Source organism: Delftia sp. WSY_12, from assembly GCF_043104645.1.
Classification (GTDB): Bacteria; Pseudomonadota; Gammaproteobacteria; order Burkholderiales; family Burkholderiaceae_C; genus Comamonas; species Comamonas tsuruhatensis.
In genome coordinates this window covers 108,814-128,569 of the sequence record NZ_JBICKW010000061.1, presented here as the reverse complement: position 1 = coordinate 128,569, position 19,756 = coordinate 108,814, and the positions used below count along the sequence as shown (strand labels likewise).

General features: G+C 65.8%; 18 protein-coding genes. 8 read left to right on the top strand and 10 right to left on the bottom strand.

What is annotated here, in order from left to right; genetic code table 11:
- Positions 1-9 precede the first annotated feature (9 nt).
- The 3 genes from ACF8LI_RS27070 to ACF8LI_RS27060 all read right to left on the bottom strand — a co-directional run bounded on the left by ACF8LI_RS27070 (position 10) and on the right by ACF8LI_RS27060 (position 2,597).
- Positions 10-1,056: a pirin family protein gene (locus tag ACF8LI_RS27070; protein WP_012202840.1), complete on the bottom strand. Its 1,047-nt coding sequence runs from the start codon at positions 1,054-1,056 to the stop codon at positions 10-12.
- A gap of 132 nt (positions 1,057-1,188) precedes the next feature.
- Positions 1,189-1,911, bottom strand: coding sequence for a glutathione S-transferase C-terminal domain-containing protein (locus ACF8LI_RS27065; RefSeq protein WP_013804547.1), 723 nt, complete (start codon positions 1,909-1,911; stop codon positions 1,189-1,191).
- A gap of 236 nt (positions 1,912-2,147) precedes the next feature.
- Positions 2,148-2,597, bottom strand: a complete 450-nt coding sequence (locus tag ACF8LI_RS27060) for a DUF1439 domain-containing protein (RefSeq protein ID WP_223275342.1) — start codon at positions 2,595-2,597, stop codon at positions 2,148-2,150.
- A gap of 497 nt (positions 2,598-3,094) precedes the next feature.
- Here ACF8LI_RS27060 and yjjJ point away from each other — a divergent pair, with 497 nt between their 5' ends.
- Entirely contained in the window at positions 3,095-4,447 is a 1,353-nt protein-coding gene (gene yjjJ / locus ACF8LI_RS27055; RefSeq protein WP_392414581.1) for a type II toxin-antitoxin system HipA family toxin YjjJ, read from the top strand.
- 200 nt (positions 4,448-4,647) lie between these two features.
- Positions 4,648-5,295: a DUF924 family protein gene (locus tag ACF8LI_RS27050; protein ID WP_392414580.1), complete on the top strand. Its 648-nt coding sequence runs from the start codon at positions 4,648-4,650 to the stop codon at positions 5,293-5,295.
- 80 nt (positions 5,296-5,375) lie between these two features.
- Here ACF8LI_RS27050 and ACF8LI_RS27045 read toward each other — a convergent pair whose 3' ends face one another.
- The 3 genes from ACF8LI_RS27045 to ACF8LI_RS27035 all read right to left on the bottom strand — a co-directional run bounded on the left by ACF8LI_RS27045 (position 5,376) and on the right by ACF8LI_RS27035 (position 8,475).
- Positions 5,376-6,524, bottom strand: coding sequence for an acyltransferase (locus tag ACF8LI_RS27045; protein ID WP_016449864.1), 1,149 nt, complete (start codon positions 6,522-6,524; stop codon positions 5,376-5,378).
- Positions 6,525-7,018: 494 nt separating this feature from the next.
- A complete protein-coding gene (locus tag ACF8LI_RS27040) occupies positions 7,019-7,867 on the bottom strand; it encodes a tRNA-uridine aminocarboxypropyltransferase (RefSeq protein ID WP_392414579.1) in 849 nt (282 codons plus the stop codon).
- Positions 7,864-8,475: a class I SAM-dependent methyltransferase gene (locus ACF8LI_RS27035; RefSeq protein WP_016449866.1), complete on the bottom strand. Its 612-nt coding sequence runs from the start codon at positions 8,473-8,475 to the stop codon at positions 7,864-7,866. The genes ACF8LI_RS27040 and ACF8LI_RS27035 overlap by 4 nt, the downstream gene beginning before the upstream one ends.
- 368 nt (positions 8,476-8,843) lie before the next feature.
- Here ACF8LI_RS27035 and ACF8LI_RS27030 point away from each other — a divergent pair, with 368 nt between their 5' ends.
- Together ACF8LI_RS27030 and ACF8LI_RS27025 are read left to right on the top strand one after the other, a co-directional pair.
- On the top strand, positions 8,844-9,485 hold the full coding sequence (locus tag ACF8LI_RS27030) for a peptidoglycan recognition family protein (RefSeq protein ID WP_016452080.1): 642 nt from the start codon (positions 8,844-8,846) through the stop codon (positions 9,483-9,485).
- Between the two features lie 32 nt (positions 9,486-9,517).
- Positions 9,518-9,919 (top strand): hypothetical protein, encoded by a 402-nt coding sequence (locus ACF8LI_RS27025; protein ID WP_016449868.1) that lies wholly within the window; start codon positions 9,518-9,520, stop codon positions 9,917-9,919.
- Between the two features lie 139 nt (positions 9,920-10,058).
- Here ACF8LI_RS27025 and ACF8LI_RS27020 read toward each other — a convergent pair whose 3' ends face one another.
- Positions 10,059-10,445 (bottom strand): VOC family protein, encoded by a 387-nt coding sequence (locus tag ACF8LI_RS27020; RefSeq protein WP_012202828.1) that lies wholly within the window; start codon positions 10,443-10,445, stop codon positions 10,059-10,061.
- A 135-nt stretch (positions 10,446-10,580) separates the two neighbouring features.
- Between ACF8LI_RS27020 and sbcD the strand changes: the two genes are divergently transcribed.
- The 4 genes from sbcD (at position 10,581) to ACF8LI_RS27000 (ending at position 17,188) form a co-directional block, all read left to right on the top strand.
- Positions 10,581-11,858, top strand: coding sequence for an exonuclease subunit SbcD (sbcD, locus tag ACF8LI_RS27015; protein ID WP_209672453.1), 1,278 nt, complete (start codon positions 10,581-10,583; stop codon positions 11,856-11,858).
- The gene (locus ACF8LI_RS27010; protein WP_392414578.1) at positions 11,855-15,352 is read left to right on the top strand and encodes an AAA family ATPase; all 3,498 of its coding nucleotides are present in this window, start codon (positions 11,855-11,857) and stop codon (positions 15,350-15,352) included. The genes sbcD and ACF8LI_RS27010 overlap by 4 nt, the downstream gene beginning before the upstream one ends.
- 82 nt (positions 15,353-15,434) lie before the next feature.
- Positions 15,435-16,373 (top strand): GSU2403 family nucleotidyltransferase fold protein, encoded by a 939-nt coding sequence (locus ACF8LI_RS27005; protein WP_026062422.1) that lies wholly within the window; start codon positions 15,435-15,437, stop codon positions 16,371-16,373.
- 206 nt (positions 16,374-16,579) lie between these two features.
- A complete protein-coding gene (locus tag ACF8LI_RS27000; RefSeq protein WP_392414577.1) occupies positions 16,580-17,188 on the top strand; it encodes a hypothetical protein in 609 nt (202 codons plus the stop codon).
- 102 nt (positions 17,189-17,290) lie between these two features.
- On the opposite strand, the gene ACF8LI_RS26995 is transcribed toward ACF8LI_RS27000, so the two are convergent.
- The 3 genes from ACF8LI_RS26995 to ACF8LI_RS26985 all read right to left on the bottom strand — a co-directional run bounded on the left by ACF8LI_RS26995 (position 17,291) and on the right by ACF8LI_RS26985 (position 19,543).
- Entirely contained in the window at positions 17,291-17,749 is a 459-nt protein-coding gene (locus ACF8LI_RS26995; protein ID WP_047217847.1) for an RDD family protein, read from the bottom strand.
- Between the two features lie 113 nt (positions 17,750-17,862).
- A complete protein-coding gene (locus ACF8LI_RS26990; RefSeq protein ID WP_392414576.1) occupies positions 17,863-18,927 on the bottom strand; it encodes an asparaginase in 1,065 nt (354 codons plus the stop codon).
- A 109-nt stretch (positions 18,928-19,036) separates the two neighbouring features.
- Positions 19,037-19,543, bottom strand: coding sequence for a glutathione peroxidase (locus ACF8LI_RS26985; protein WP_013804566.1), 507 nt, complete (start codon positions 19,541-19,543; stop codon positions 19,037-19,039).
- Positions 19,544-19,756 lie beyond the last annotated feature (213 nt).

Here is a 19,756-nt window from a genome sequence, read left to right as displayed (position 1 = left end):
TGACCGGACTCAGGCGGCCGGCGGCTGTTCCTCGGCCGCAGCGCCCGGGTAGCGCGCAAAGCGCCGGTTCTCTGCGCCATGCACCGGGTCCTGCTCGGCCCAGGGCCATCCGCCGAACTGGGTGCGCCGGTAGTCCTGCATGGCCTGCATGATTTCCTGCTGCGTGTTCATCACGAAGGGGCCGTACTGCGCCACGCTCTCGCCAATGGGGCGGCCCTGCAGCACCAGGCATTCCACGGCGTCGGCGCCGCTGTTGTGCAGCTCCCAGTCCTGCGTGGCATCCACATGCAGGGCCGCATGCTGGGCCAGGGCCGTGGGCCCGACCTGCAGTGCCTGGCCCGCAAAGAAATACAGCATGCGTTGCGTGTCCGCACCGGCTGCGCGCGGCAGCGTCCAGCGTGCGCCGGGCTCCAGGCGCAGCGTCCAGATGGCCACGTCGCCCTCGGGTTGCGAGGCCCAGGATTCGGGCGGCGGCGGCAGGGCGGCCGCCGTGCCGGGCAGGCTGCCTGCGACCACGGTGACCACGGTCCTGCGGCCTGCGGCGTCTGCGTGCTCCAGGCGCGGGATGCGCTCGTTCCAGAACATGGTGAAGTGCGGCTCCACCATCTTGGAGCGCGCAGGCAGGTTCAGCCAGATCTGGAACAGTTCCAGCGGATTGGGCGCGTCGCTGTTGAGCAGCGGGAACATCTCCGAATGCTGGATTCCCTTGCCGGCCGTGAGCCACTGCACGTCGCCGCCGCCAAAGCGCGCGGCCGCGCCCAGCGAATCGGAATGGTCGATCAGGCCCTTGCGCACCAGGGTCACGGTCTCGAAGCCGCGGTGCGGATGGCCGGGAAAGCCCGGCACGCCATCGCCGTGGTACATGGAAAAGCCGTCCTTGCGGCTGAAGTCGCTGCCCATCTGGCGGCCTTCCAGGTCCACGGCCTGCACGCCCAGGCGGCCATCGCTGGGCGGATAGGCATCGTCATGGTGGGCACAGAACAGGAAGGGGTCCATGGTGGGCCACAGCGGGCCCAGCGGCTGGCTCTGGAGGACGGGGGTGGTGGCTGCGGTCATCGTGGCTCCTGTGAGGCTGCGCCCGCAAGAAAAAAGGGGGCGCTGCATTCTCGGACAGATGCGGCCCCCGCGCCGGTTTTGAAAGCCACCATGGCTGGGACAGTGCGGCCCAGGAATGCAACGCCCGCCGGGTCAGTTGCGCGGCGGCGTCACCAGGCCCTTTTGCACGGCCGGGCGCGCCACGAAGGCGGCCAGCACGCGCTGCAGCTCGGGAAAGCGCTCCCAGCCCAGCAGTTCGGCCGCGTTGTAGCCCTGCTCCACCACCATGTTGCGCACCCAGGGCCACAGGGCGATGTCGGCAATGGTGAATTGCTCGCCCATCACCCAGGCGCGGCCTGCGAGGCGGCGCTCCAGCACACCCAGCAGGCGCACGGACTCGTTCACGTAGCGGTCGCGCGGGCGCTTGTCCTCGAAGTCCTTGCCCGCGAATTTGTGGAAGAAACCCAGCTGGCCGAACATGGGGCCGACGCCACCCATCTGGAACATCAGCCACTGCAGCGTTTCATAGCGCGCGGCCGGGTCGGCGGGCAGCAGCGGGCTGCCGGACTTCTCGGCCAGGTAGACCAGGATGGCGCCCGACTCGAACAGCGCCAGCGGCTTCCCGCCCGGACCCTGCGGGTCCAGGATGGCCGGGATCTTGTTGTTGGGAAAGGTGTCCACGAACTCGGGCGAGAGCTGGTCATTGCTCTCGAAGCCCACGCGGTGCGCCTCATACGGCAGGCCCATCTCCTCCAGAGCGATCGACACCTTGACGCCGTTGGGCGTGGGCAGGGAATACAGCTGGATGCGGTCCGGCTGCGTGGCCGGCCACTTGCGCGTGACGGAAAAGGCGGAAAGCGGATTCTGTGGAGTCATGGGGCACCTTGAAGGCTGGACGGGTTCGCCAAGAAATCGATGGCCGCTGCATCGTAGCGTTCGGCGCCCAGCCATGCTTGGCACGCCAAATAATGGCGGCCCGACCCTGCCGCCGGGTCATGACAACCCACGCAGATTGCATGGCCAGTCTCCCCGCTCGCCGCCATGCACCGGCTACCGAGGCGCTCGGATGGAGGCGCACGGCTGAACCGAGCACCGCCCGCACGGCGCAGCTCTCAGCGCGGCGCGACGGGCTTCTGGACCAGGGCCACGCTCAGGCCGTCCGGCGTCACCGTGATGGCGCCGGGCTCCATGTTCAGAGAGTCCATCAGGGCCAGGTCCTTGTCCTGCAGCTGGTAGAGCACGAGCTGGCCCAGCGCCTGCTCGGCCAGGGCGCTGGCGTACGTGGTGATCATGTCGCTCATGGCGGGGGCCAGGTCGTTGATGACCAGGCTGTTGACCTTGATCTGGTGGGCGCGCAGCGTGCGGTCCGTGGGCTCGTAGCGCAGCGCGAAGTCCAGGTTCAGATGGCCGCCATAGGCTTGCTTGAGCACGGGTCCCGACAGATCGGCCTGCAACACCGCATTGAGCGCGTTGCGCTCGGGCAGCAATCCCAGCACCGGCGAATGCAGCTTGAGCTGCAGCATGCCGGCCACGGGGAATTGCCGTGGAAAGCGCTGGGCCACCACCTCCTGCAGCCTTTGCCGCGAAATCGAGACATTTCCAGGCCCGGACTTTCCCGAACATCCGGTCGCAGCCAGGCTGCAGCCCGCGGCCAGGACCATCAACAAAAAGCGGCGATTCATCACGACAGCACAAGCCCCAGAAAGCCCGACACGAAACCCTGAAGCGCCATGCATGCCATACGCATGGCGCTATGTTTTTTGAGATCGGCATTGTCCCGCCAGGGGCTATTCCCTGTCCCTGCAGTGGGTGTTGCCCGGCACCTGCGCGAAGGCGCTTCACAGCGAGCGCCCATCAGACATAGGCAGTACCGCCACCCGTACGGAAACATCACCCAATCCTTCTGGCCGGCCCTCCCGCCCGCCCAGCTTTGCCGCGGCCTTGGGCACGGCCCTCCACCGGCGCATGAATCTATTCATATATTCATTCATTGTTTTGCATAAATCATTGATTTTTAATAAATTACCCCTTATTTTTATTCATTCATCAATTGATTCCCATGGCCTTGGAAGACCTCTCCACCCAGGTACTGGCGGCACTGCGCCGCCAGGGCGGTGCGCTGGCGGCGCGCGAGCTGCAGCAGATGCTGGGCGTGAGCCAGCCCACCGTGTCGCGCGCGCTGGCGCCGCTGATCCGGTCGGGCCAGGTGCGCAAGGTGGGTGCGGCGCGCACGCAGCGCTATGTGCTGCCGCGCCAGGTGGTGGGCGTGGGCGCCGAGGTGGCCATCATGCGCGTGGATACCGAAGGCCACGCATCGCCCTTCGGCCGCATGATCGCGCTGCACGGCGGCGGCTTCTGGGTGGACGAGGCCGATGGCCTCAGCGAGCAGCACGACGGCCTGCCCTGGTTCCTGGACGACATGCGGCCCCAGGGCTTCATCGGCCGCACGTTTGCGCACAGCCATCCCGAACTGCAGTTGGGCGGCGACCCGCGCCAATGGGGCGAGGACGACGTGCTGCGCGCCCTGGCCCGCTTCGGCGAGGACCTGCCGGGCAACCTCATCGTGGGCGAAGCCGCGTTCGAGCGCTTCCACACCCTGCCCGCCCGCGCGCTGCGCGCCGAGTCGCCGGCCGAGTATCCGCGCCTGGCCATGCAGGCCATGCAGGGCACGCATCCGGGCTCGTCGGCGGGCGGCGAGCAGCCCAAGTTCTGCTGCACCACGGCCGGGCGCAGCGTCATCGTCAAATTCTCCCCGGCAGGCGACGCGCCGGCCGAGCAGCGCATACGCGACCTGCTGGTCTGCGAGCATCTGGCGCTGCAGACCCTGGCCGAAGACGGCCTGCCCGCCGCGCGCACGCGGCTGTTCATTGATGGCGGCCGGGCCTTTCTCGAATCGGAGCGCTTCGATCGCAGCCAGCCCGAGCCGGGCTGCGCACCGCCGCCGGACCGCAACCCCGGACGCATAGGCATGGTCTCCCTGCAGGTGCTCAATGCCCAGTACGTGGGCGAGGTGGACAACTGGGCCGCCACGGCCAGCCGCCTGGCGGCGCGTGGCCTCATCACCGAGACCGATGCGCGCAGCCTGCGCCTGCTCGAGGCCTACGGCCAACTCATCGCCAACACCGACCGGCACTACGGCAACATCTCCTTCGTGCTGCCGCAGCCGCAGGGCGACTGGGCGCTGTCGCCCACCTACGACATGCTGCCCATGCTCTACATGCCCATCAATGGCGAGATCGTGGAGCGCGACTTCAGCGCCCAGCCCCCGCGCCCCACGGCCGCCACGCTGGCCGAATGGCCGCGCGCCCAGGCACTGGCGCGGCGCTTCTGGCGGGCCGTGGCGCAGGATGCGCGCATCTCCGGGGAATTCCGCAGTATTGCCGAAAGCAATCTTGATGCCCTTGCCGCCTGATTTCCAAGCACCTCCAATGGAATCAATGACGCCACCTGTTGATAACCAATAGAAATTCTCTTGAAAAATCTGTGCATATTGGTTGGAAAAACCTCTGCACAAACTGTTATCCATCTGCGGAGAACCGGCCATCCACAGCCTCGGCCCGCCACCGCCTGCACAATCGAAGCTTTCCTCATCCGACCAGACACGGGCCCCCGATGACCAGCATTGCACCCTCCTCCGCCGCAGCCCCCCGCATTGCCGACGTGCTCGGCTACTGGCTGGGCTCCACCCGCCCCGACAATGCAAGCGCCCTGGCCTGCAAGAACCTGTGGTTCATCAAGTCCGATGCCACCGACAACCAGATCCGCGAGCGCTTCGGTGCCCTGGTCGAAGACGCGCTGGCCGGCCGACTCGACGCCTGGGCCGGCACGGCGCTGGGCAGGCTGGCGCTGATCGTGCTGCTGGACCAGTTCACGCGCAACCTGTTCAGGGGCACGGCGCGCAGCTTTGCGGGCGACCCGCAGGCGCTGCAGCTGGCGCTGGACGGCATCGCCCAGGGCCATGACCGGCATGCCGACCTGCCCGCCGTGGCCCGCATCTTCTGCTACCTGCCGCTGGAGCATGCCGAGGACCTGGCCCTGCAGAACCGCAGCGTGGCCGCCTTCCAGGCACTGGCCGACCAGGCCGGTGACACTGGCGGCGAGGGCGTGCGCGAGTTCCTGGCCGGCACGCTGGACTACGCCCACCGGCACCGCGACGTCATCGTGCGCTATGGCCGCTTTCCGCATCGCAATGCCATCCTGGGCCGCACCAGCACGCCCGAGGAACTGCAGTACCTGTCCCAGCCCGGCGCAGGGTTCTGAGAGCGCAGCAGATCTCCTTCACCCACAAAAAAAGGGAACGTGCCAACGTTCCCTTTTTGCTTTCGGCGCCCTGCCGGCATTCAGGCCGGCTGCGCCTGCGGCTGGCGCTCGCCGCCCTTGCGCTCGCCATCACGCATGCGCAGCGCCCAGCGCTCGATGGTGTAGAAGGACAGCGCCGACAGCACCACCGAGATCGCCAGGCCCAGCACCACGACCACGGGCCACGAGAAGTCGGCGCGCAGATAGCGCACCACCGGGTAGTGCCAGAGATAGACGCCATAGGACAGGCGTCCCAGCTTCACCAGCATGGGCGACGACAGCATGTCGTAGACCAGGCCCGAGCCCTGGCTCACCGCCACCAGCAGCACAACGGCCGCGCACTCCACCACGGTGATGCCCCAGACCATGGCGTCCTGGTTGTCCCATTGCAGCGCCATCAACAGCGGCACGGCCAGCGGCACCCACATGGCGTGGTGCATGCGCGCCTTCAGCGCAGCGATGAAGTCCGGGCGCTCGATCATCAGCGCCGCCAGCAGCGCACCGGCGAACAGGCCCGAGGCGCGGGTATCGAAGCGGAAGAAGATCTCATAGAAGTGCTGACCCTGGTCCACCCAGTACACGCGCCACAGCCAGCTCAGCGCCCACAGCAGGGCAATCGGGCGCCACAGGCGGCCCGGCTTGGAAAAGCGCAGCAGAAGCACCAGCAGCGGCGGCCAGATCAGGTAGAAGTGCTCCTCCACCGACAGCGACCACATGTGCAGCAGCGTGTCCGGGCTGTCGAAGAAGGCGATGCCGTAGTCGGCCAGATAGAGGATGGAGACCAGCGCATCGGAGTAGATGTCGTTCAGGTCCGGCCACAGCATGGGCGCGAAGATGCAGTACGCGGCCAGAAACAGGGCCAGCGCCGGCATCAGGCGGAAGAAGCGGCGGCGGTAAAAGCGCCAGAAGCCGATGCGGCCCTCGGAATCGTTTTCCATCAGCAGCAGCGAAGTGATCAGATAGCCGCTGAGCACGAAAAACAGGTCGACCCCGAAGAACGCGCCATCAAACAGAGGCGCATGGGAGTGCGACAAGATCACCAACAGGATCGCCACGCCCCGCAGCCCGTCAAGGGCGGGGTTGTAGCGCAGTTTGAAATCCTTGACCACCAAAACCGGACACCTTTCCAACGCCGGAGCAATGGGCCCCGAGCCATGAACAAACCCCAAGAAAATGGAGCACGCGGCCATGGCGCAGCCGGCCCCGAAGGGTGCAACGCATGGTCCAGCGCGATAAGAGAGACGGCACGTCCCAAGGTTCCCGGCGGATGCGGTGAACAGCAATCCGCGTGCCGCGGTGCGGCGCGCCCTGAGGATGCGGGCCACCTCGACGGACAGCCCTGCGTGCACGAACAAGCCCCGCTTGAGCGGGGCCAGGCCGATGAATTTCAGCGAAATCCAATTCTAGCCATCACCGCCCGGGGACGAGGTTCGATGGACATTCAGCCCGGGATCCGATGCCCCCGCCCTGCCGTCCACCCGCCTTTCTTCGCACGCCGCGAGTATGGGAGGCGCCCTGCAGCCAGAACGTAACAGGAGGTTTGTGCTGGCGCCGCTGCACCCTGGCCCATTCCACCCCGTGAAGCCGCCGGCGCGCACCGGGCCTGGGCGATGGATGTGCCGTCAACAATTTGGAACAAAACGACGCCAATCCCAATGAACACAAGCGTTTACCGCTATCGTTTTTATTCTTCAGGCGTACAGCGGGATGAGACGGCGTCCTGCAGACCCCGGTGCGCGGCACTGTCTGCCTGCACCGGCTGCTGGTTCTTGGCGCGCAGATAGTGCTCGGTGAACAGCGCCAGGTAGCTCTCCAGCGCGCGGCCCGCGCGCCGGTCGCCCGCATCGCCCGTCAGCTCCAGGCACAGGGCGGCCACCTCGCTGGTGCAGAAGTGGTCTTCGCGCTGGGAGCGGCGCAGGCGGTACTGCGAGACCTGATCCGGGTGCAGGCTCAGCACCGGAAAGCGGTCCAGGTAAGGGCTCTTTCGGAACATCTTGCGCGCCTCGGGCCAGGTCGCATCCAGCAGGATGAACAGCGGGCGCCGCTCCTGGCCCGGCACGACCGCGGCCTGGGGCACCGGCAGCGTGTGCACCACGCGCTGCGGCGGCTGTACGAACTCGCCCGGAAACACCACATAGGGCTGCCACTGCGGATCGGCAAGCAGCGCCAGCAGGCCCGCATCGGCCTCGGTGCGCGCCCAGCCGAAGGCGTGCGTCTGCTCCACCACATCGGCGATCAGCCAGCCCGTGTTGCTGGGCTTGAGCGGCTCTGCATCGTGCATCAGCAGGCAAAAGCCTGCCCGCGTCGGCAGCATGGGCCGCAGCGCGCAGATGCAGTGCGAAGGCCGCAGCCGGCAACCCTCGCAGCGCTCACCACGCGGCCCGCCGCGCGACAGGAACGGCCGCGTGCTGCGCGCCAGCCGCTGCGTGCGCAGGCGCGACACCGCATGCGGCGCCACGCCCGAATCCACGCCACGCAAATAGGACAGGGGCACCGGAGACACCGGCGCCTGGGCAGGCAGCTCCATGCTCATCCCACGCTTTCCAGCTCGAACAGCGGCAGCTCGGCGCGGCGGCTCAGCCACACGCCGCCGCCCAGTTCCTTGAAATGCTCGGCCAGCCCGCGCCGGTACAGATCGGCCCGGTGGCGGAACAGGCGCGGATCGGTCAGATCCTCATCGATCACGCCGCGTTCGTAATCCTCGCGCGCCACTGCCTCCACATACAGGCCGCCTCGGCTCAACCGCCCCAGATTGGCCAGCGCGCGCTTGAGATCCGGCGGGCTCAGATAGGGCAGCACGCCCTGGCAGATCACCAGATCGAAGGGCTCTGCAGGATCATGCGCCGCATAGTCCACCACCGAGCCGCGCTCCCAGCCGAAGCGTCCGCACAGGTACTCGCTGAACTCCACGCCGTGGTAGCTGGCACCGGGGAAGTGGCGCTGCACCGCCTCGCGCCACAGACCGATGCCGCAGCCCACATCCAGCACGCGGCGCACCGGCACCCGCACATAGTTCAGATAGGAACACACGAAAGCGCCCAGCCGGTTCACATGCTCGGTGTCGACCACGCTGGTCTTCTTGTCGAAGTAGTAGCGCTGGTAGTACGCCTCGTCGAACCACTGGTCACTTGCTGATTGCACGCATTCTCCTTGGGGGTGAGCGCCCGGTGGGCGCGTTCGGGCGGGAGTATGGCGCAGAGGGCAGTGGGTATGGGAACGCGTGTTTTTTGCCCCTGCCGGGTGATGCTTTTTTCCGAGGCCGGGCCTGTCCGGTTGTCGACCAATTTCTTGATCGCCCGCATAAGCCAAGACAGTTGCTACTCCGCAAGACAGACTGATTTGCATATCAGATCACAACAACAGCCGCCCAAACATCTAAAAAACTGCGAGATATGACAAAAAGATCAGGATTGCATAATTTTACAAATTCAACCCAACCACTCAATACCCATCATGGCTAACATATCAACGGCAATTACGATATCCAGCAAAATACCAAATTAACACCCATGGGCCATCGGCAGGCCTACATCATTGGTACTAAAATGCTAATAATTGATAGAAATGGAATAGCAATCCACTCCCTTATAAAGCGAGCCATCGCACCCACCATTGAACGTGGTGAAATGAAGGAAATTCATGGCATCATTGTTCATCAAACTGGAGGATCGACAGCACAGTCTTCAATTGATAGTTACAAAAACCCATCAGCAAATGGAGCACATTTCCTGATAGAGAAAGATGGAACAATATATCAAACCGCTTCCCTTTACAAACAAACATGGCACATTGGCAAAATAAAAGCGCGTTGTTTACTGGAAAAGCGATGCACGCCAGTTGAATTAAAATCGTTACAACGCTTCAATCCAACCCAAGAGAACAAGCGCGAGATGCTGAAAAAGGTTCCAGCACGATTTCCGGCCAACCAAGACAGCATTGGCATTGAATTGGTAGGTGAAGCACTTCCTCGTGGCGGGAACATACCAGACGAAAAGAAAACTTATCAGGCCGTTACAAGCGAGCAGAACAATGCACTACAGTGGCTTATCGCGGAATTAACGCTGACACTAAGAATATCTATGAGCGAAGTTTTCAGGCACCCAGAAGTCTCTAGAAAAAATCCTACGGAAGCGATTTCAGCAAAATGGTGAGATCACTATTAACCTTACCCCTGCTAGTTGTTATGGCTAGCACCGCCTCCGCCGCCAATCAATGCACAAAAGGCTCAGAGTTCGAGCCGCCACTGTGCCCACTGATACTTCCCAAGATCAGCCAGATCACCATCCAGGAAAACGCGGCCAAATCGCCCGTCGAAAAAGACCCAGCGGTGAGTTGCGCCAACTTTGTCCTGACCATCTCCCAGGTGCGCCGTTATTTTCAACAGGCAAAAACCACCAACGAAAACGACGCACACTACACGCTAGACTGGTCGCCCTGCTATGCAAGCGGCGAAATCGCATTCAGCGATGGCAGCCGTGGAAGTTGGAGCATCAACCAGTTCCGGGGCGGTGCGCTGTTCCTGGAGGGCAGGGACAAGACGGTATTGCACTGCCCAAAATGCAAGTTCAAGCCATTTCAATGGTGATTGTTCTGGCGCGGCACCACGTTGGCCAATCGCAATAAAAACAGCCGAGTGCAGCTATGGCACATCGGCTATTTGCATTTTGGCGTTTCGACGTCAGGGCTCCAGCCCCGAAAAAACACCGTCCGGCACGGTCAGAAACTTAGGCCTTCGGCGGCCGATGCAACAGGCACAGCTTGTTGCCATCCAGATCCCGCACATAGGCCAGGTACAGCCGGCCACCGGGCGAAGCCTCGCGCCAGCCGGGCGGATCCTCGCAGGTCACGCCCCCGGCTGCCACGGCGGCGGCATGGGCCGCGTCGGCCTGCTCGGGCGACTGCGTCGCAAAGCCGATGGTCGCGCCATTGCCGTGGCAGGCGGCCTCGCCGTTGATCGGTGTGGAAATGGCAAACGTGCCGCCCGCGCTGCGGTAGAAATAGCGGTTCTTGTTGGCCATGCCCGGCGCAATGCCGAGCGCGCCCAGGAATGCGTCGTAGAACTGCTTGGATTTTTCGAGGTCGTTGACCCCGACCATGACGTGGCTGAACATGCCTGTGTCTCCTTGGTTGATGCGAACCGGGATGTTAGCTGCGGCAAGCCGTCCTGCTGTCACCCATGCGCGCCAGCGACCATACTGTCGCCCCCGCCAGAGCCGGCGGACATTGGACCCCGCGATACCGAAACCATGCGCCTTCTTCACACTTCCGACTGGCATCTGGGCCAGCACTTCATGGGCAAGAGCCGCCAGGCAGAGCATGCCGCGCTCATCGACTGGCTGCTGGAGCAGGTCGATGCCCAGGCGGTGGATGCCGTGCTCATCGCGGGCGATATCTTCGACACCGGCGCGCCGCCCAGCTATGCGCGCGAGCTGTACAGCCAGCTCGTGGTGCGCCTGCACGCGGCGGGCGTGGCCCTGCTGCTGCTGGGCGGCAACCATGACTCCGTGGCCACGCTGGCCGAAAGCCGCGAGCTGCTGGCCTGCCTGGACACCACCGTGGTGGCCGCCGTGGGCGAGACGGCCAGCCACGTGGTGGAGTTGCCGCTGCGGCGCCGGCCGGGCCAGCCTGCCATGCCTGGCTGCATCGTCTGCGCCCTGCCCTTCATGCGCCCGCGCGACGTGATGCTGAGCCAGGCGGGCCAAAGCGCCGAGCAAAAACAGCAGGCGCTGCAGGCCGCCATCGAGGCCTGCTACCGCAACGTGCACGACGCCGCCATCGCTCGCCGTGATGCGCTGGCCGCCACACGCGGCGAGCGCCTGCCCATCGTCGCCACGGGCCACCTCACCACCGTGGGCGCCAGCAGCAGCGAGTCCGTGCGCGAAATCTATGTGGGCTCGCTGGACGCCTTCCCCACCTCGGCCTTTCCGCCCGCCGACTACGTGGCCCTGGGCCACATCCACCAGCCGCAGAAAGTGGGCGGCCTGGAGCACATCCGCTACAGCGGCTCGCCCATTGCGCTGAGCTTTGACGAGGCCCGCCAGTCCAAGCAGATGCTGCTGGTGGACCTGGGCCCCGAAGGGCTGCAGGCCGTCACGCCGCTGCCCGTTCCCTGCTTTCAGCCCATGGCCTCGGTGGCAGGCAGCCTGACCGCCTTGCCGGATCTGATGCGCGCCACCGCCCAGGCCGGCAGCCCTGCACGGCCCGTGTGGTTGGAGGTGGTGGTGGAGCAGGACGACTACCTGCTCCAGCTCACCGACCGCGTGCAGGCCTTGGCCGACGAGCTGCCCGTGGAACTGCTGCGCGTGCGGCGCCAGCGCGGCCGGGCGGTGGCCGGCATGGCCGCCGCCGCTGGCGAGTCGCTGCACGAGATCAGCCCCGCCGACGTCTTCGAGCGCCGCCTGGCGCTGGAAGCACTGGAGCCTGGCATGGCCCAGGCCCTCACCCGGCGCTACCAGGAGGTGGTGGCCGGGCTTGATGCGCCCCACCCAGGCGCCGGCGAACACGGCGAGGAGGCCCGCGCATGAAGATCCTTACGCTGCGGCTCAAGAACCTCAACTCGCTCAAGGGCGAATGGCGCATCGACTTCACGCAGGCACCGTTCGCGGGCAACGGCCTGTTCGCCATCACCGGGGCCACGGGCGCGGGCAAGTCCACCCTGCTCGATGCCATCTGCCTGGCGCTGTACCACGAGACACCGCGCCTGAAGACCATCTCGGCATCCGCCAACGACCTCATGACGCGCCACACGGCCGACTGTCTGGCCGAGGTCGAATTCGAGGTCAAGGGACAGGTCTACCGCGCCTTCTGGAGCCAGCGCCGCGCACGCGACAGGGTGGATGGCGCGCTGCAGGCGCCCAAGGTGGAACTGGCCCGGGGCGACGGCAGCATCCTCAGCAGCCAGACGCGCGACAAGCTGGAGCAGACCGCCGCCATCACGGGGCTGGACTTCGATCGCTTCACCAAGTCCATGCTGCTGGCCCAGGGCGGCTTTGCGGCTTTTCTGCAAGCCAATGCCAATGAGCGCGCCGGCCTGCTGGAAGAGCTGACAGGCACCGAGATCTACGGCCTCATCTCGCAGAAAGTCTTCGAACGCGCCCGCGATGCGCGCCAGCGCCTGGACCAGCTCAAGGCCCAGGCCGATGGCGTGGAGTTGCTGACGCCCGAGGCGCGCGATGCCCTGCAGGCCCAGGCCGACAGCCTGGTGACGGAGCAGGCCACGCTGCAGGCCGACTACCTGCGCGCCCAGGCCCAGCACCAATGGCAGCAGCAACTGGCCCAGGCCACCCAGACACTGCAGTCCGCCCGCACCGGCTGCGCAGACGCCGCCCAGGCACTGGAGCAGGCCACGCCCGAACTGGAAAGACTGGCCAACGACGAGCCTGCTCAAGCGCTGCAGCCGCTGCACCAGGCCTGGCAGCGCAGCACCGCCGCCTGCGATGACAGCCGCCAGCAACTGCAGCAACTGCGCGAGCACGAACAGCAGACCCAGACCCGCCTGCTGCTGCAGCACCGCCATGCCCAGGCCCTGTCCGCCCGCCTGGCCCAGGCTGCGCAAGACACCCTGGCCCGCCAGCAGGCCGAGCACCAAACGCTGGAACAGTTCTGCACCCACCATGCAGCCCATGCCCTGCTGGGCGAGCGCCTGGGCAGCTGGCGCCAGCAGTTCAAGCTGCGCGCCAGCCAGCAACAGCAGGCGGCCCACCAGCAGCAGGCCCTGCGCAAGCTGGATGCCGAACAGGCCCGCATGGCGCAAAGCGTCGAAGCCGGCGCGGCCCAGGTCCAAGCCGCCACCGATGCCCAGGCCCGCGCCAGCGCCGCACTCCAGCACGCGCAGGACGAACAGGCGCAGCGCCTTCAAGGCAGCGGCGGCATGGCCGAGCTGCGCGCGCGCGAGCAGGCAGAGCAGGACCGCCTGCACCTGTGGCGCCAGGCAGAAACCCAGGCCGCGCAGCGCCGCGAACTTGCGCGCCAGCAACAGACACTGGCCCGGGAATTGCGCGAAGGAACAGCACTGGCGCAGCAGCAGACGGACACCTGGCAAGCCCTGCGCACGCGCTACATAGACGTGCGAGAACAGGTCCGTGACAAGCAAAAACTGCTGGCCCAGGAGCAGCGCATCCAAAGCCTGTCCGAGCACCGCCACGCCCTGCAGCCCGGCCAGCCCTGCCCGCTGTGCGGCGCGCAAGAGCACCCGGCCGTGGCCGCCTACGAAGCGCTGGACGCCTCGGCCACCGAAGCCGCGCTGCGCCGCAAGCAGGAGGAACTCGACGCCCTGCAAACCCAGGGCGAAACCGCCCGCGCCACGCTGGCCGCCACCACGGCCGCGCAGGCGGCGCGCCAGCGCCAGGCCGACGAACTGGAACAGGACATCGCACGCTGGCACGACACATGGAACGACACATGGCAGGGCCTCACGCAACCCCTGCAACTCGCGCCAGACAGTTGGCAACAGGCCGACACCCTCGCCGCATCGGCCCAGGCCTGCGCCCGGCAGCTGGACACGCTCAAGCGCGCCGTGCAGGCCGCCGAGCAAGGCGAGCAGGCCGTGCAACAGGCCAAGGACGCCGCCCAGCACAGCCGCCAGACACTGCAGACCGCGCAAGGCCAGCTTGCGCTGCAGCAGCAGGCCCTGGCCGACCACAGCGCACGCCGCGAAGAACTGCAGCAATCCATCGCCGGCCTGCAGGCCGAAGCCCAGGCGCTGAACGCGCAGTTGCAGGCTTCGCTCGGCGAGGCCGGCCACACCCTGCCCGACGACGCCCAGCCCTGGCTTGAAGCGCGCGAAGCCGAATGGCAGCACTGGCAGCAGGCCCGGCACGACCTGCAGCAACTGGCCCAATCGATGGCCTTGCAGCGCAAGGAATGCGAGGCGGCCGAGGCCGATGCGCAGCGCTGGAAAAAGCAGTCGGAAACACAGTGGGAGGCACAGTGCGAGGTGCAGAGAACGGCGCAGCACCATCCCGTCGATACGGCTGTGGCAGAGCCGCCTTCCCTGCCCTTGCCGCCCCTGGAACAGCTGCCGCAGGCCCTGGCCGAATGCGCCAGCGACATCGCCGCTCTCACGCGGCAGCAGGATGCCCTGCAAGGCCAGCAGCAACAGGCCCAGGCCACGCTGGCCCGCCAGCGCGAGGAAGCGGCCCAGGCCGAATCCGCATGGCAGGCCGCCCTGAGCACCAGTCCCTTTGCTGACGAGCCCGCCTACCTGCAGGCCCTGCTCCCCGCACCCGAACGCCAGCGCCTGGTCGCGCTGCGCCAGCAACTGCAGGCGGCACAACAGCGCGCTGCCACCCTGCTCGAAGCCGCACAGCGCGAGCACGCGCAACTGCAGGCCCAGGCCCTGACCGAGGCGGCGCCCGAAGAAATCCAGGCCCGCCTGCAAACGCTGGAGGAACGCCGCAACGCACTCAGCGAACAACTGGGCGGCGCCCGCACCCAGCTGGCCGACGACCAGCGCCGCCGCCAGGGCCAGCAGGCCCTGTTCGAGCGCATTACGGCCCAGGCCAGCGACAGCGAGCTGTGGCAGCACCTGGACGGCCTCATCGGCTCGGCCAAGGGGGACAAATACCGGCGCTTTGCCCAAGGCCTCACGCTGGACCACCTGCTGCACCTGGCCAACCTCCACCTGTCGCGCCTGCACGGCCGCTACCTGCTGCGCCGCAAGCCCGAGGGCGAGCTGGAACTGGACATCGTCGACAGCTGGCAGGGCGACACCCCGCGCGACACGCGCACGCTATCGGGCGGCGAGGCCTTCCTCGTCAGCCTGGCCCTGGCCCTGGCGCTGTCCGACCTGGTCAGCCACAAGACCTCCATCGACTCCCTGTTCCTCGACGAAGGCTTCGGCACGCTCGATGCCGACACGCTGGAGATCGCACTCACCGCGCTGGACCGGCTCAACGACAGCGGCAAGATGATCGGCATCATCAGCCACGTGGAGGCGCTCAAGGAACGCATCGCCGTGCAGGTGCGGGTGGAGAAAGGCGGTGGCGTGGGGCATTCGAGGCTGGTGGTTTCTTCGTGATCCGAAGCGTTTCAAAATCTCTTAGGCTGTTGTTTTTAAAAGAATTTCGGTATAAAAGAGAAATTCTCAAAAAAATACCGAAATGCAAGACCTCCAGCCATCAGCGGCCCGCCAGTACATAGACGCCGTATCCACCTTCGAAGCCCTGGAAGAAGCCCGGGATGAAGGGGCTCAAGTACGCGGTGGCATGTATTGGCATGCGGGTCCGGCGTCGTCTCCTCAATCCAGCTACCTGATCCGCACCACGCCTGCGGGCGCCGAAACCAGCCTCGGTCTTCGCACGCCGGAAACCGAAGCCATCTATGAACGCTTCATGCAGCGCAAACAGGAAAGCGCCGAGCGTTTGGCCGGGCTCAAGGCCGCATTGGCCCAGCACCAGCGACTGAATCGTGCGCTGCGCGTAGGCAGGGTGGACCCGCTGGTGGTGGAGCTGCTCAACCGTCTGTCGATCACCGGGCTGAGTCCGCACTTTCGCGTGGTAGGAACGCATGCGCTTTACGCGTACGAGGCAGCAGCCGGCTTGCGGCTACAGGCAGATGCCCTGGCCACGCGCGACATGGACCTGTTGTGGGATACCCGCAAGCGGCTGCAATTTGCCACGCAACTCGCCCGCGTAGACAGCTCCATGCTCGGCGTACTGAAGAAGGTGGACAGCACGTTCCGCCTGCGCAAAAGCCAGCTCTACACGGCCGTCAACAAAGACGGTTTTGAAGTGGACATCATCCGTCGCGAACGTGTGGCAGACGATCCCCACCCCATCAAACTCAGCGACGCCGAGGAAGACTTCTGGGTGGCCCAGGCCAGGCGTGCCAACGTGCTGCTGGATGCGCCACCGTTTTCAGCCGTCATCGTCGCCAGCAATGGAGCCATGGCGCGCATGCATACCGTCCACCCGGCAACCTTCGTCGCGTTCAAGCGATGGATGGCCGGCCTGCGCGAGCGAGAGGCCATCAAGCGCAGGCGGGATGTACTGCAAGCGGACGTGGTGCAAGCGCTGGTGGACGGGTACTTGCCTCTATGAGTGCTTTCGGATACGTCTGAGACCTGTGCAATGTGTGAGCAGGCAGGCCTGGGTTCAACGCACATATGGGAAGTCATTGCGTGCCACTGCTTTGCTCTGTTCTGCAGCTCAATACAGAACTGTCACCAAACTGCCTCCCAACGCCTGCACCATCCTGCGGGCACGGCCTGCGTGGCCGCCGTTCACTCCTTCTCAAGGACCGTTCCATGCAAGTGCGCTTTCCCAATCCCTTCGGCCTGGCCCTGCCCGACGCCCAGGCGGTGCGCGACTACCAGGCCGCGCAAGGCTTCTCCGACGCCTACGCGCAGTTCCTGATCACGCAGAACGGCCTGGACTTCGACCGGCTCGAAGCGGCGCCCGACCGCGAGGACTACCTGCAGGCCGACGACGAGACCGGCGACAACCACGCCTGGCTGCGCACCCTGCACCACTTCCGCGCAGGCTCGGAGCACTACGACGTGGAGGACCACCAGCGCGAGAACCTGTTTGCCGCGCACTTCATGGTCATTGGCCAAGACCCCGGCGGCAACCCCTTCGTGGAAGTGCTGCACGGCGCCTTCAAGGGCCGCATCGGCAGCCTGGACCATGAGCTGTTTGCGGGCTGCGAGGACCTGGAGCAGTTCCTCGAAGAAATGGAACTGAGCGGCTTTGCCGCCGCCAGCGTGGACGAACAGACCGACATGCTTTGCGACGAAGACCAGGGCCTGATCTGGTTCCACGCGCGCAGCCTGGACAGCTTCTTGCAGCAATGCGTGTTCTGCGACGAGGACGGCTCGGGCTTCGTGGTGGACGAGCCGGGGTTGGAAGAGGATTGAGCCACGGGGCGGGCCTTGCCCGCAACCTGGCAGACAGCCAGAAGGCGTTGAAGCAGGCCGAGGCACAAACGGCCAGCGCGCTGGAGCAGTGCGATATGGATATCAGTGGAACTTCACCGGCTGCACGCCCCGGTGCTTGGGCCTGACCACCACGGTGCCCGCAATCTTGTCGTGCCAGCCTTGCTTGCGCGGGTCAAAGGCCACCCAGATCAGCCCCAGGCACAGCGGGATGATGGACACGAAATAGGCTAGGTAGCGAATGACGGCCTGCCGTGTGCTCATGTCCGCGCCGGTCTGCGCGTCCACGATCCTGGCGGAGATGATCATCTTGCCCGGCGTCGCCTGTTTCTTGATCCAGAAGATGACGACGGCAATGGCAGGCAGCACCCAGGAGATGACGAAATCGGCCGGGCCGTGCAGCAGTTTTTCGGATTCCAGGTATTCCCATCCGTAGATGGAGATCAGGGCCGGCAGCATGAGCACGAGCAGGATCACGGTGTCGATCAGCGCGGCGCCGGTGCGGGCCCAGAAGCCTACGTATTCGAGATCGTCATCCTGCATGGTGCGCCCTGGTTGGCATATGGGGCTGCCAGTGTGCCACCTCGGTGCCCCGCCAGAAATGCCGCGCAAGGCCAGGGCCTGCGCGGCAGGGTTGCGGCGGCCTGTCGGTCGAACTAGCGATCGAATACTGCCTGCAGGTCCTTCTGCCCCGTCACGCCGGACTGCAGCGCCAGCATCAGCAGGATCCGTGCCTTGGGCGCGCGCAGATCGTCGGCCATGACGGCGCCGGCCTCGAACGAGGTCTTGCCGCCGCCCTCGAAGCCGTAGCTGGGCATGACGCGGCCGTTGTGCACGCGCGTGCTGACGACCACGGGCACGTTCTTCCCGATGGCGTACTTGGCGGCATCGAGCATGGCGACGTTCATGTTGCCCATGCCCAGGGCGTCGATGACGATGCCCTTGACGCCACGGTCCACCGCCTGGCGAACGGCCTGGCCGTTGGCGCCGCCGTACATGGGGAAGATTTCCACCTCGGGCATGGTCTGCGCCTGGATGGGCAGGTGCTGGTGGCGCGCGGGGGCGGAGGCGAAGCTGACGCGGTCCGGGTAGACCTCGCCCAGAAAGCCGAATTCACCCGAGCGGAAGGTCTCCACGTTGGCCGTGTGTGTCTTGGTAACGTAGCGCGCGGCGTTGATCTGGTTGTTCATGGCCAGCATGGCGCCCTTGTCGCGCGCCCTGGGGTCCACGGCGATGCGCACGGCGTTGAGCAGGTTGCGCGGGCCGTCGAAGTCGGACACCGAGGCATTGCGCTGCGCGCCGATGAGCACGACGGGCTTGGACGACTGCACGGTCAGGTCCAGCCAGAAGGCGGTTTCCTCCAGCGTGTCCGTGCCGTGCGAGACGATGGCGCCAGCCACCTCAGGGCGGGCCAGCGCGGCCTGTACGGCCTGGGTAAGCTGCACCCAGCGGGCCGGGTCCATGTAGTCGGAGGGCACGTTGGACAGGTTGTTGACCTGGATGCGCGCGTACTTGCCCACGTCGGGCACGGTGGCCAGCAGGTCGTCGCCCGAGATCGCGGGCACGGGCGCGTTCTTGACCGGGTCGATCTTCATGGCAATGGTGCCGCCCGTGGCGATGAACTGGACCACGGGCTTGTCCTGGGCGGCGGCGCTGGTAGCAATCATGGGCAGGGTGCAGGCAGTGAGCAGGGCGAGGGCGGTGCGGCGGAAGGCTTTCACGGGTGTTGTCTCCTTGTTGTGATGTCAAGGAGCATGCTAACCATGGCGTGCGGCCGGCCCGCGCTGCCGGCCCTGCGTGAAACCCTGATGGACAGGCGCGGTCAGCGCATCAAAGCGCCAGCGCGGCCTCGATGTCCGTGGACAGCTTGGCCGGCGCATCCTGCGGCGCATAGCGGCGGATGACCTGGCCGTCGCGGCCGACGAGGAATTTGGTGAAGTTCCACTTGATGGCCTTGGTGCCCAGCACGCCCGGCGCCTCGGCCGTGAGCCAGCGGTACAGCGGGTGGGCGTTGGCGCCGTTGACGTCGATCTTGCCCATGAGCGGGAAGCGCACGCCAAAGTTCAGGTCGCAGAAACTGGCGATTTCCGATTCGCTGCCCTTTTCCTGGGAACCGAACTGGTTGCACGGAAAGCCCAGCACCACCAGGCCGCGCTCGCCGTACTGCTCATGCAGCGCCTGCAGTCCCGCGTACTGCGGAGTGAAGCCGCAGGCGCTGGCGGTGTTGACGATGAGCAGCACCTTGCCGCGGTAGTCCGACAGGGGGACGGCCTGGCCCGTGATGGAGGTGGCCTCGAAGTCGTAGGCCGAGCGGGGCGCGGCGGCGGTGTCATTCATGCGGTGCTCCTGGAGTGGAGCATCCATGGTAGCGCCGGGACACCCGGGGGCGCGCTGGCCGGGCATGGGGATGCGGACTTGTCTCACAGACAGCAGGCGGCCAAAAACTTACCTTGGAAGGCAACAGGCGGGCACAGCGGCCCGCCTGGTCCCGTTTCGCTGGCAGGTGTTTACAAGCCGCATAGGCGCATGCCTGCCGTAGTTTCCGTCCCA